This is a genomic window from Actinomadura sp. NPDC049753 (assembly GCF_040674655.1).
Taxonomy (GTDB): domain Bacteria; phylum Actinomycetota; class Actinomycetes; order Streptosporangiales; family Streptosporangiaceae; genus Spirillospora; species Spirillospora verrucosospora.
Genome location: NZ_JBFARL010000084.1, coordinates 21,655 through 33,548 on the forward strand (window position 1 = coordinate 21,655; position 11,894 = coordinate 33,548).

An 11,894-nucleotide genomic window follows, 5' to 3' on the forward strand; every position below is an offset into this window, starting at 1 on the left:
CGGACCATGACCAAGAAGGGCGGGCGGCAGGCGGACGCGTTCTACCGGGACCGCTGGTCGCACGACAAGGTCGTGCGCTCCACGCACGGAGTGAACTGCACCGGGTCGTGCTCCTGGAAGGTGTACGTCAAGGACGGCATCATCACCTGGGAGGCGCAGCAGACGGACTACCCGTCGGTGGGCGCGGACCGTCCCGAGTACGAACCGCGCGGCTGCCCCCGGGGCGCGTCGTTCTCCTGGTACACCTACTCGCCGACCCGCGTCCGGTACCCGTACGTGCGCGGCGTCCTGCTGGAGATGTACCGGGAGGCCAAGGCCCGCACGGGCGACCCGGTGGCCGCGTGGCGCGACGTCGTCTCCGACCCGGAGAAGGCCCGCGCCTACAAGGGCGCGCGGGGGCGGGGCGGGCTGGTGCGGGCGTCGTGGGACGAGGCGACCGAGATGATCGCCGCCGCGCACGTCCACACGATCGCCGAGTACGGCCCCGACCGGGTCGCCGGTTTCTCCCCGATCCCGGCGATGTCGATGGTCTCGCACGCGTCCGGCGCCCGGTTCGTGTCGCTGGTCGGCGGGACGATGCTGTCGTTCTACGACTGGTACGCCGACCTGCCGGTGGCCTCGCCGCAGGTCTTCGGCGACCAGACCGACGTCCCGGAGTCGGGGGACTGGTGGGACGCCGGCTACCTGATCATGTGGGGGTCGAACCTGCCGGTGACCCGCACCCCGGACGCGCACTGGATGACCGAGGCCCGCTACCGGGGGCAGAAGGTCGTGGCGGTGTCCCCGGACTACGCCGACAACGTCAAGTTCGCCGACGAGTGGCTGGCCGCCCAGCCCGGCACCGACGGCGCCCTGGCCATGGCGATGGGGCACGTCATCCTCAGGGAGTTCTTCGTCGACCGGCGGGTGCCGTACTTCACCGACTACGTCAAGCGCTACAGCGACCTGCCGTTCCTCGTGCGGCTGGAGGAGCGCGACGGCGCCTACGCCCCGGGCAAGTTCCTCACCGCGGCCGACCTGCCGGGCGCCGAGGCCGGGTCCGAGCACGCCGCGTTCAAGACCGTGATCCTGGACGCGAACACCGGGCATCCGCTGGTCCCGAACGGGTCGCTCGGATTCCGGTACGGCGACGCCGGCGTGGGCAAGTGGAACCTGGATCTGGGCGACGCCGACCCGCTGCTGTCGGTCGAGGGCGGCGAGGCGGTCGAGGTGGAGCTGGCCCGGTTCGACGGCATCGACGGCGCGCCGGGAACGCTCCGCCGCGGCGTGCCGGTGCGGAACGTCGGCGGCCATCTGGTCACGACCGTGTTCGACCTGCTGCTCGCCCAGTACGGAGTGGGACGGGACGGGCTGCCCGGGTCGTGGCCGTCGGGGTACGACGACGCGTCGGAGCCGGGCACGCCGGCCTGGCAGGAGACGATCACCGGCGTCCCCGCGCAGGCGGCGGAGCGGATCGGGCGCGAGTTCGCCGCCAACGCCGAGGAGTCCCGCGGCCGGTCGATGATCATCATGGGCGCGGGCACCAACCACTGGTTCCACTCCGACACCATCTACCGGACGTTCCTCGCGCTGACCACGCTGACCGGCGGGCAGGGCGTGAACGGCGGCGGCTGGGCGCACTACGTCGGGCAGGAGAAGTGCCGCCCGGTGACCGGGTGGGCGCAGCTGGCGTTCGGGCTGGACTGGTCCCGCCCGCCCCGCCAGATGATCGGCACCGCCTTCTGGTACCTGCACTCCGACCAGTTCCGCTACGACCGGTTCGACGCGGGCACCCTGTCGGCGGCGACGGGCGGCGGGCAGCTCGCCGGACGGTCCACGGCCGACGTGATCGCGCAGGCGGCCCGGCTGGGCTGGATGCCGTCCTACCCGACCTTCGACCGCAACCCGCTCACCCTCGCCGACGAGGCGGAGGCCGCCGGGAGGCCGGCCGGCGAGCACATCGTGGAGGAGCTGAAGGCCGGCCGGCTGCGGTTCGCCAGCCAGGACCCCGACGCCCCGGAGAACCACCCCCGCGTCCTGACCGTGTGGCGGTCCAACCTGCTGGGCTCGTCGGCCAAGGGCAACGAGTACTTCCTCAAGCACCTGCTCGGCGCCGCCGACGCCGTACGGGCGGAGGAGACGCCCCCGGAGGAGCGCCCGAAGGAGGTCGTCTGGCGGGACGAGGCCCCGGCCGGGAAGCTCGACCTGCTGCTGTCGCTGGACTTCCGGATGACCAGCACCACGGTCTACTCCGACATCGTGCTGCCGGCCGCGACCTGGTACGAGAAGCACGACCTCAACACCACCGACATGCATCCGTTCGTGCACTCCTTCAACCCGGCGATCGCGCCGCCGTGGCAGACCCGGAGCGACTGGCGGGCCTTCCAGGACATCGCCGCCCAGTTCAGCCGGCTCGCCGAGCGGCATCTGGGCGTCCGCAGGGACGTCGTCGCCGTGCCGCTGCTGCACGACACCCCCGACGAGATGGCCACCCCGCACGGACGCGTCGCCGACTGGGCCGAGGGCGAATGCGAGCCCGTCCCCGGCGTGACGATGCCGAAGCTGGTGACGGTGGAGCGCGACTATCCGGCCGTCGCCGCGAAGATGACCGCGCTCGGTCCGCTCGCCGAGCGGCTCGGCGGGACCACCAAGGGCGTCACGTTCGACATGGAAGGCGCGGTCGAGTACCTGAGGCACAAGAACGGCGTGGTGCGGGGAGGCCCGGCGGACGGGCGCCCGTCGCTGCGGCGGGACGTGCACGCCTGCGAGGCGATCCTGGCGATGTCCGGGACCACGAACGGCCAGCTGGCCACCCAGGGCTTCCGGGCGGTGGAGAAGCGCACCGGGCGGCGCCTGGCCGATCTGGCCGCCGAGCACGAGGGCAAGCAGATCACGTTCGCCGACACCCAGGCGCGTCCCGTGCCCGTCATCACCTCCCCGGAATGGTCGGGGTCGGAGGCCGGCGGGCGCCGGTACTCGCCGTTCACGATCAACGTGGAGCGGCTCAAGCCGTGGCACACCCTGACCGGGCGGCAGCACTTCTACCTCGACCACGACTGGATGGCCGAGCTGGGCGAGCAGCTGCCGACGTTCCGGCCGCCGCTCAACATGTCCGCCCTGTTCGGCGAGCCCGAGCTCGGCGAGACCGGCGAGCTCGGGCTGACCGTCCGGTACCTCACCCCGCACAACAAGTGGTCGATCCACTCGGAGTACCAGGACAACCTCTTCATGCTGTCGCTGTCGCGCGGCGGCCCGGTGATCTGGATGAGCGGGGTGGACGCCGCGAAGATCGGCGTGCGCGACAACGACTGGATCGAGGCGGTGAACCGCAACGGCGTCGTCGTCGCCCGGGCGATCGTGTCGCACCGGATGCCGGAGGGCACGGTGTACATGTACCACGCGCAGGACAAGCTGATCGACGTCCCGCGCTCGGAGACCTCCGGCCGCCGCGGCGGCATCCACAACTCGCTGACCCGGCTGCTGATCAAGCCGAGCCATCTCATCGGCGGGTACGCGCAGCTGTCGTTCGCGTTCAACTACCTCGGCCCGACCGGCAACCAGCGCGACGAGGTCACCGTCATCCGCCGCCGCTCCCAGGAGGTGCAGTACTAATGCGCGTCATGGCGCAGATGTCGATGGTGATGAACCTCGACAAGTGCATCGGCTGCCACACCTGCTCGGTCACCTGCAAGCAGGCGTGGACGAACCGCAGCGGTGTCGAGTACGTGTGGTTCAACAACGTCGAGACCCGGCCCGGGCAGGGCTACCCCCGGCGGTACGAGGACCAGGAGCGCTGGCGCGGCGGCTGGACGCTGAACCGGCGCGGCCGGCTCGCCCTCAGGGGCGGCGGCCGGCTCCGCAAACTCCTGACGATCTTCTCCAACCCCAAGCTGCCCGGGATCGACGACTACTACGAGCCCTGGACCTACGACTACGAGACCCTCACCAACGCGCCCCTCCAGGAGCACACGCCGGTCGCGCGGCCGAAGTCGCTCCTGTCGGGCAAGGACATGAAGGTCTCCTGGTCGGCGAACTGGGACGATGACCTCGGCGGTTCGATCGAGCACGGCGACAAGGACGTCCTGCTCAAGGACATCTCCGACAAGGTGAAGATGGAGTTCGACAAGACCTTCATGTTCTACCTGCCGCGGATCTGCGAGCACTGCCTCAACCCCAGCTGCGCGGCGTCCTGCCCGTCCGGCGCGATCTACAAGCGCTCCGAGGACGGCATCGTGCTGGTCGACCAGGACCGCTGCCGCGGCTGGCGGATGTGCGTGTCGGGCTGCCCGTACAAGAAGGTGTACTTCAACCACCGCACCGGCAAGGCCGAGAAGTGCACGTTCTGCTTCCCGCGCGTCGAGGTCGGCATCCCCACCGTCTGCTCCGAGACGTGCGTCGGGCGGCTGCGCTACATCGGCCTGGTGCTCTACGACGCCGACAAGGTGCTGGAGGCCGCCTCCGTCCCGGACGACACCGACCTCTACGAGGCGCAGCGGCAGGTGTTCCTCGACCCGCACGACCCGGCGGTCATCGCCGCGGCGGAGCGGGAGGGGATCCCGGCCGACTGGATTGAGGCCGCGCAGCGCTCCCCGATCCACGCCCTGATCAACACCTACAGGGTCGCGCTGCCGCTGCACCCGGAGTACCGGACGATGCCGATGGTCTGGTACATCCCGCCGCTGTCGCCGGTCGTGGACGTGGTCCGCGACACCGGCCACGACGCCGAGGACCGGGGCAACCTGTTCGCCGCGATCGACGCGCTGCGCATCCCGGTCGAGTACCTCGCCGAACTGTTCACCGCCGGGGACACCGCACCGGTGGACGCCGTGCTGCGGCGGCTGGCCGCGATGCGGTCCTACATGCGCGACATCAACCTCGGCCGAGAGCCCGACGAGACGATCCCCCAGGGGGTCGGGATGTCGGGGGAGGCGATGTACGACATGTACCGGCTGCTGGCGCTGGCCAAGTACGACGAGCGCTACGTGATCCCGCCCGCGCACGCCGAGCAGGCCCACGGCCTGGAGGAGCTGGCGACCGAGTGCGCGCTCGACTACGAGGGCGGACCGGGCATGGGCGGAGCAGGCCTGGGGGGCGGCTCCGGGCCGTTCGGCGAGGCGTCGGGCGGGGCCAGCCCCATCGCGGTGGAGAACTTCCACATGCTCAAGGAGCGGCAGACCTCCGACAACCCGGTCGACCCGGCCGACAAGCACAAGCGCGTCAACCTGCTCAACTGGGACGGCAAGGGCACCCCCGCCGGACTGTTCCCCGCCCGCGAGGACGAGGGCCCGGGACCGCACGGCACCAACCCGCCCGCGGACTCGGGCGACGCCGAAACGGAGCCCAAGCCGTGAAGATCAAAACCGCGCGCAAGGCCGGCCTCACCGACACCGAGCTGGCCACGGCCTGGCAGGTCGCCTCGCTGCTGCTCGGCTACCCCGACGAGGAGCTGCTCGGGCGGCGGCCGCTGCTGCGCCGGGCCGCGGCGAGCCTGCCCCCGCCCGTCGCGGATCCGCTGGGCCGCGTCCTCGACCATCTGGACGCGACCCCGCCGCGTGAGCTGGCGGCCGACTACGTCGCCACGTTCGACCACCGCAAACGCTGCTGCCTGTACCTCACGTACTACGCCTACGGGGACACCCGCAAGCGCGGCATGGCCCTGGTGCGGTTCAAGCAGGCGTACCAGGCGGCCGGGCTCGACCTGGACGAAGGGGAACTGCCCGACCACCTGGCCGTCGTGCTGGAGTTCGCCGCCACCGGCGACCTCGCGCAGGGACGCCGGCTGCTCCTGGAGCACCGCGCCGGCCTGGAACTCCTGCGCCTGTCCCTCACCGAGGCAGGGTCGCCGTGGCAGGCCGTCCTGGACGCCGTGACGGCCACGCTGCCGCCGCTGACCGGCCGGGGCGAGGAGGCGGTCGCCCGGCTCATCGCCGAAGGCCCGCCCGAAGAGGAGGTGGGCCTCGCCCCCTACGGCGCCGACGCGACCGCCATGGGGCCCGTCTTCCTGCCCGATCCCGCCATTGGAGGCCGCTCGTGACCAGTGACCTGCCCGTTCTCGCCGCTGAGAACGGCGGCGATCCCGGCGTCGCCGGCATCCTCCTGTGGGTCGCCCTGCCTTATGTCGCGGTGGCGGTGTTCGTCCTCGGGCACATCTGGCGCTACCGCTACGACAAGTTCGGCTGGACGACCCGCTCGTCCCAGCTCTACGAACGGAGGCTGCTGCGCATCGGCAGCCCGCTGTTCCACTTCGGCATCCTCGTCGTGGCGCTCGGCCACGTCGGCGGGCTGCTGATCCCCGACACCTGGACGCGAGCCGCCGGCGTGACCGAGGGCATGTACCACGTCGTCGCCGTGGTGCTCGGCACCATCGCCGGCGTCTGCACCCTGGCCGGACTGGCGATCCTGATCTACCGGCGCCGCACGGTCGGACCGGTGTTCTCCGCCACCACCCGCAACGACAAGCTCATGTACGCCGTCCTGGCGCTGACCATCGTCCTCGGCCTGTCCGCGACCGTCGTCGCGAACATCGTCGGCGGCGGCTACGACTACCGGGAGACGGTCTCCCCCTGGTTCCGGTCGATCTTCTACCTGCGGCCCGACCCCGACCTGATGACCGGTGTGCCGGTCCTGTTCCAGCTCCATGCGGTCAGCGCGCTCGTCCTGTTCGGCATCTGGCCCTTCACCCGGCTGGTGCACATGCTCACCGCCCCGATCGGCTACCTGACCCGCCCCTACATCGTCTACCGCAGCCGCGACGAGGAGCTCGGCATGCACCGTCCCCGCCGGGGATGGGAGCGGGCCACCTGAGAACCCCCGGGGTGCCGCCGGACGCCGCCGGGGCGGGCGGTAACGTCCGGGGGCGACCCGTCCCACCACCCGCCCGGTACGTCCTCGGAGGCCCCTCGTGCTCGCCGTCACCACCGCCGACGTGCGGATCTTCCTGCATGTGCTCGCCGCGACGATCTGGGTCGGCGGGCAGATCACCCTCGGCGCGCTCGTGCCCGCCCTGCGCGGCTACGAGGGCGTCACCAAGGCCGCCGCCCGCCGGTTCAACGCGATCGCCTGGCCCGCGTTCGCCGTCCTCGTGCTCACCGGAGGCTGGAACATCGCCGCGGGCGACCTCGGCGGCCCCGCCCAGCGCACCCTGGAGGTGAAGCTGGTGTTCGTCCTGCTGTCCGGCGTGGCCGCTTTCCTGCACGCCCGCGCCAAGTCCAAGGCCGGGCTCGCCGTCTGGGGCGCGCTCGGGGCCCTGGGCGCGCTCCTCGCGCTGTTCTTCGGCGTCCAGCTCGGCTGACGCCCGCCGTCCGCCGCCCCCGGCCCGCCGCCGCTGCGCGTTGTGCCGGGAAGCTGGTAGATCGTCTAGGTTTGTCCCATGAGCGATTCCGTGGCGGTGGGGCTGGTCGGGGCGGGACCCTGGGCGGGGATGGTGCACGCGCCCGCGCTGGCGGCGAGCCCGGCCACGCGGCTCGCGGGGGTGTGGGCGCGGCGGCCCGAGGCGTCCGCCGCGCTGGCCGGCGAGCACGGCGCGCCATCGTTCGAGCGGATCGAGGAGCTGTTCGACGCCTGCGAGGCCGTGGCGTTCTCCGTCCCGCCGGACGTCCAGGCCGACCTCGCCGCCCGGGCCGCCCGGGCGGGCAAGGCCGTCCTGCTGGAGAAGCCCCTCGGCATGGACCTGGACGGCGCCCGCCGCCTCGCGGGCGCGATCGCCGAGGCCGGCGTCGTCTCGCAGATGGTCCTCACGCTGCGCTACTCGCGCGCCGCACGCGACTTCCTGGACCGGACGCGCGGGCTGGAGCCGTTCGGCGGCTACGGCTCGTTCGTCTCCTCCGTGCTGAGCGGCGGCCCCTTCGCCACCCCGTGGCGGCTGGAGAAGGGGGCGCTGCTCGACCTCGGCCCCCACATCGTCGACATGCTGGACGCCGCGCTCGGCCGGGTCGCCGGCGTCCGCGCGCACGGCGACCCGCTCGGCTGGCTGGGGCTGACACTGGAGCACGAGAACGGCGCGATCAGCCAGGCGTCGGTGTCGATGGCGGGCACGGGGGAGCTCCCGCCCGCCCACGTCGAGGTCTACGGGAGGGGCGGCCACGCGCGGCTCGACTGGTCGCAGCTCGGCGACGACGCGTTCGCCACGATGGTGGCCGAGTTCGCCGCCGCCGTCCGGAGCGGGACGAACCCCGCCCTGGACGCCGCCCACGGCCTGCGGATCCAGGAGGTGCTCGCCTCGGCCGAGGCGCAGCTGGTCTGACCTGCCTGCCATGCTTGGTCCATGGCACGCACCATCGATGACATCCTCGCCGCTGCGCGCGACCGGCTCGCGCGCGTCCACCCCGACCAGGCCCACGCCGAGATGAGCGACGGGGCGGTGCTGGTGGACATCCGCCCGGCCGCCCAGCGCGCGGAGGAGGGCGAGATCCCGGACGCGCTGATCGTGGAGCGCAACGTCCTGGAGTGGCGCTTCGACCCGGCCTCGGACGCCCGGCTGCCCCAGGCCACCGGCCACGACCTGCGCGTGATCGTGTTCTGCTCGGAGGGCTACACCTCCAGCCTCGCCGCCGCCTCCCTGCACGACCTCGGGCTGACCCGCGCGACCGACATCGTGGGCGGGTTCAAGGCGTGGCGCGCGGCGGGCCTGCCGACGACCGGAGGCGCCGACCGGTGACCAGGTGAGTTGAGCTCTTAACATTCCTGGTGTTAACTTCTGGCCTGGCGTCCGGACGGAGGAGCGGGGCATGAGCGACCGGCAGCGGCGGGGGCCCGCGCAGCGGCAGGACGCGATCGCCGAGGCGGTGCTCGCCGCGGGGTCGGGGACGGCCGCCGAGCTCGCCGAGCGGTTCGGGGTCAGCCTCATGACGATCCACCGCGACCTGGACGAGCTGGAGCGCCAGGGCATCGTCCGCAAGTACCGCGGCGGGGTCACCGCGCAGCGGTCCGGAGTGTTCGAGAGCAGCGTCGCCTACCGGGCCAAGACGATGCGCGAGGAGAAGGAGGCCGTCGCCGCGAGGGCGGTCGAGCTGGTCGAGCCCGGCATGGCGATCATGCTCGACGACTCGACGACGGCCCTCGCCCTCGCCCGGCGGCTCCCCGGCCTCGGCCCGCTGACCATCGTCACCAACTTCCTCGACGGCCTGAACCTGCTGGCCCCGGTGCAGGGCATCCGGCTGATCGCGCTCGGCGGCGACTACGACCCGCTGCACAACTCGTTCATGGGCGTCTCGTGCGTCGAGATGATCGAGTCGTTGCAGGTCGACCTGTGCTTCGTGTCGACCTCGGCGGTGTCGGCGGGCAACGCCGGCCACCAGGAGCAGCGGGTCGTGGTCGTCAAGCGGGCCATGCTGCGCAGCGCCGTCCGCAACGTCCTGCTGGTGGACCACACGAAGCTGGGCCGCACCGCGCTGCACCGGGTCGCGCCGCTGAGCGACTTCGAGCGGGTCGTCGTGGACGACGGGGCGGCGCCGGAGGCGCTGGCCGAGCTGGCGAAGCACAAGGTCGACTACGACGTCGCCCCGCGCCCGCGCCGCTGACCTCCATGTGAGCACGGACGTTATAACTAACATCGCAGGACCCGTGCGTGCCTAGACCCCTCATGGGATCGATGCTGAGCTGTGACCAGGCTTTTCCGGCTCCGGACGCGATCTTCTTCACGATCATCCGTGTTAGTTAACGTCCATGTATTGACACTTCTAACGTTCGTGATGTTACGTTCTCCCCGCGGTGGCCGCCGACCCCGGTCGCGCGGACGCCGCATCGGCTCCATCGCCCCCTTCACGGGCGTACCCCGAGGAGAACTCTGTGAAGAAGCCCTCCCTCAGGACGGTCGCCGCGGCCGCCGCGGCGCTCGCCGCGCTCGCCCCCGCCGCGGCGTGCTCCTCCAAGAGCGCGGGGTCCGGCGGCGGCGACGCGAAGAACGCCAAGATCGCGTTCCTGATGCCCGACATCGCCTCGACCCGCTACGAGCTCTACGACGCCCCGCTGTTCAAGGCCAGGATGAAGCAGCTGTGCGGCGGCTGCACGGTGCTCTACCAGAACGCCGGCGCCGACGCCTCCAAGCAGCAGCAGCAGGCCAGCTCGGTGCTCGCCCAGGGCGTCAAGGCCATCGTGATCGACCCGGTCGACTCGGCCGCTGCGGCGTCGATCGTCCGGATGGCGCAGTCCCGGGACGTGAAGGTGATCGCCTACGACCGCCCCATCCCGGCGGCCAAGGCCGACTACTACGTCTCCTTCGACAACGAGAAGATCGGCGCGATGATCGGCCAGTCGCTGGTCGACCACCTCAAGCAGGAGAAGGCCGAGGGCGGCATCCTCGAGGTCAACGGCTCGCCCACGGACGCCGCCGCGAACCTCATCAAGAAGGGCATCCACAGCTCCGTCGACCCGAGCGGCTTCAAGCTGCTGGCCGAGTACGACACGCCCGGCTGGGAGCCCGCGAAGGCCCAGCAGTGGGTCAGCGGCCAGATCAGCAAGTTCCGCGGCCAGATCGCGGGCGTCGTCGCCGCGAACGACGGCACCGGCGGCGCCGCCGTCGCCGCGTTCAAGGCAGCCGGCACCGACGTCCCGCCGGTCACCGGCAACGACGCCGAGCTCGCCGCCGCGCAGCGGATCATCGCCGGCGACCAGTACAACACGATCTCCAAGCCGATCAAGATCGTGGCGGAGGCCGCCGCCAACGCGGCCTACAAGTTCGTGCAGGGCGAGACCCCCAAGGGCAACACGACGCTGTTCGGCACGCCGTCGGAGCTGTTCACGCCGACCGTCGTCACCCAGGACAACATCGGCAAGGTCCTGCTCGGCCCGGACGGCGCCCTCAAGGCCGACAAGGTCTGCACCGCCGAGTACGCGGCCGCCTGCGCCAAGCTCGGCCTCAAGTAGCGATCTCCCGAGGTTCGTCATGTCACCAACGCCCACCCCGGCCGACGGCGCGGCGCGCCCGCTGCTGTCGCTGCGCGGCGTCAGCAAGTCGTTCGGCGCGGTCGCCGCGCTCACCGGCGTCGACCTGGACGTCGCCGCGGGCGAGGTCGTCGCCCTCGTCGGCGACAACGGCGCCGGCAAGTCCACCCTGGTGAAGGTCCTGTCGGGCGTGCACGCCCCGGACGCGGGGACCATCACCTTCGAGTCGCGGGAGGTGAGCATCCCCACCCCGGCCGCGGCGCAGCAGCTCGGCATCGCGACCGTCTTCCAGGACCTCGCCCTCTGCGAGAACCTCAACGTGATCGAGAACCTGTTCCTCGGACGCGAGATGCGGGCGCTGCGCCTGGACGACGTCGCGATGGAGGTCCGCTCCCGCGAGCTGCTCACCCAGCTCTCGGCGAAGATCCCCTCGGTGGGGGTCCCGGTCGCGGCGCTGTCGGGCGGGCAGCGGCAGACGGTGGCGATCGCCCGGTCGCTGCTCGGCGACCCGAAGGTCATCATCCTGGACGAGCCGACCGCCGCGCTCGGCGTCGCGCAGACCGCCGAGGTGCTCAACCTGATCGAGCGGCTCCGGGAGCGCGGCCACGGCGTCCTCATGATCAGCCACAACATGGCCGACGTGCAGGCCGTCGCCGACACCGTCGCCGTGCTGCGCCTCGGCCGCAACAACGGCGTGTTCGACGCGCGGACGACCTCCGCCGAGGAACTGGTCGCCGCCATCACCGGCGCGACCGACAACGTGGTGAGCCGCCGCGCCGGCAAGCTCCGCCCCGAAGCGCGGGACACCCCCGCGGAGACCGGCGGCGACACCGGGGCCGCGCAGGAGAAGGACGCCGCCGACGGCGGCGCGGACGGGCCGGACGGCGACCGGCCCGAGCGGGTCGCACCGGGCGGCCCGAGGAAGGGAGCGGGCGATGAGTGACCTCATGGCGCCCCCGCAGACCGGGACCGGCCTGCCGGGCGAGCCGGGCCTCGTCCGGCACGCCCTCCCGACGCTCGACCAGACGCGGAGG

At 72.0% G+C, this 11,894-nt stretch carries 9 protein-coding genes and 1 pseudogene; all 10 read left to right on the forward strand.

Annotated elements, in window-relative coordinates:
- The first annotated feature begins 6 nt into the window (after positions 1-6).
- Entirely contained in the window at positions 7-3,591 is a 3,585-nt protein-coding gene (locus tag AB0K37_RS21950; RefSeq protein ID WP_363983929.1) for a nitrate reductase subunit alpha, read from the forward strand.
- Positions 3,591-5,330: a nitrate reductase subunit beta gene (narH, locus tag AB0K37_RS21955; RefSeq protein WP_363983913.1), complete on the forward strand. Its 1,740-nt coding sequence runs from the start codon at positions 3,591-3,593 to the stop codon at positions 5,328-5,330. The genes AB0K37_RS21950 and narH overlap by 1 nt, the downstream gene beginning before the upstream one ends.
- Complete coding sequence (gene narJ / locus AB0K37_RS21960; protein ID WP_363983915.1) at positions 5,327-6,013, forward strand: nitrate reductase molybdenum cofactor assembly chaperone; 687 nt, start codon at positions 5,327-5,329, stop codon at positions 6,011-6,013. The genes narH and narJ overlap by 4 nt, the downstream gene beginning before the upstream one ends.
- Positions 6,010-6,783 carry a respiratory nitrate reductase subunit gamma gene (narI, locus tag AB0K37_RS21965; protein ID WP_363983917.1) on the forward strand — a complete coding sequence of 258 codons (774 nt, stop codon included), beginning with the start codon at positions 6,010-6,012 and terminating at the stop codon, positions 6,781-6,783. Before narJ ends, narI begins: the two co-directional genes overlap by 4 nt.
- 97 nt (positions 6,784-6,880) lie before the next feature.
- On the forward strand, positions 6,881-7,270 hold the full coding sequence (locus AB0K37_RS21970; protein WP_363983919.1) for a hypothetical protein: 390 nt from the start codon (positions 6,881-6,883) through the stop codon (positions 7,268-7,270).
- A 78-nt stretch (positions 7,271-7,348) separates the two neighbouring features.
- On the forward strand, positions 7,349-8,221 hold the full coding sequence (locus AB0K37_RS21975) for a Gfo/Idh/MocA family oxidoreductase (protein ID WP_363983921.1): 873 nt from the start codon (positions 7,349-7,351) through the stop codon (positions 8,219-8,221).
- A gap of 21 nt (positions 8,222-8,242) precedes the next feature.
- Positions 8,243-8,635, forward strand: a complete 393-nt coding sequence (locus tag AB0K37_RS21980; RefSeq protein WP_363983923.1) for a rhodanese-like domain-containing protein — start codon at positions 8,243-8,245, stop codon at positions 8,633-8,635.
- A 70-nt stretch (positions 8,636-8,705) separates the two neighbouring features.
- On the forward strand, positions 8,706-9,497 hold the full coding sequence (locus AB0K37_RS21985) for a DeoR/GlpR family DNA-binding transcription regulator (RefSeq protein WP_363983925.1): 792 nt from the start codon (positions 8,706-8,708) through the stop codon (positions 9,495-9,497).
- A 268-nt stretch (positions 9,498-9,765) separates the two neighbouring features.
- Positions 9,766-10,842, forward strand: coding sequence for a substrate-binding domain-containing protein (locus AB0K37_RS21990; RefSeq protein WP_363983927.1), 1,077 nt, complete (start codon positions 9,766-9,768; stop codon positions 10,840-10,842).
- A gap of 19 nt (positions 10,843-10,861) precedes the next feature.
- Positions 10,862-11,644, forward strand: a pseudogene (locus AB0K37_RS21995) (ATP-binding cassette domain-containing protein); the annotation flags it as partial.
- Positions 11,645-11,894 lie beyond the last annotated feature (250 nt).

What these genes read in the sequence shown, in the direction of transcription:
- AB0K37_RS21950 (WP_363983929.1), top strand. Translation starts at nt 7, where the DNA reads ATGACCAAGAAGGGCGGGCGGCAGGCGGACGCGTTCTACCGGGACCGC.
- narH (WP_363983913.1), top strand. Translation starts at nt 3,591, where the DNA reads ATGCGCGTCATGGCGCAGATGTCGATGGTGATGAACCTCGACAAGTGC.
- AB0K37_RS21975 (WP_363983921.1), top strand. Translation starts at nt 7,349, where the DNA reads ATGAGCGATTCCGTGGCGGTGGGGCTGGTCGGGGCGGGACCCTGGGCG.
- AB0K37_RS21980 (WP_363983923.1), top strand. Translation starts at nt 8,243, where the DNA reads ATGGCACGCACCATCGATGACATCCTCGCCGCTGCGCGCGACCGGCTC.
- AB0K37_RS21985 (WP_363983925.1), top strand. Translation starts at nt 8,706, where the DNA reads ATGAGCGACCGGCAGCGGCGGGGGCCCGCGCAGCGGCAGGACGCGATC.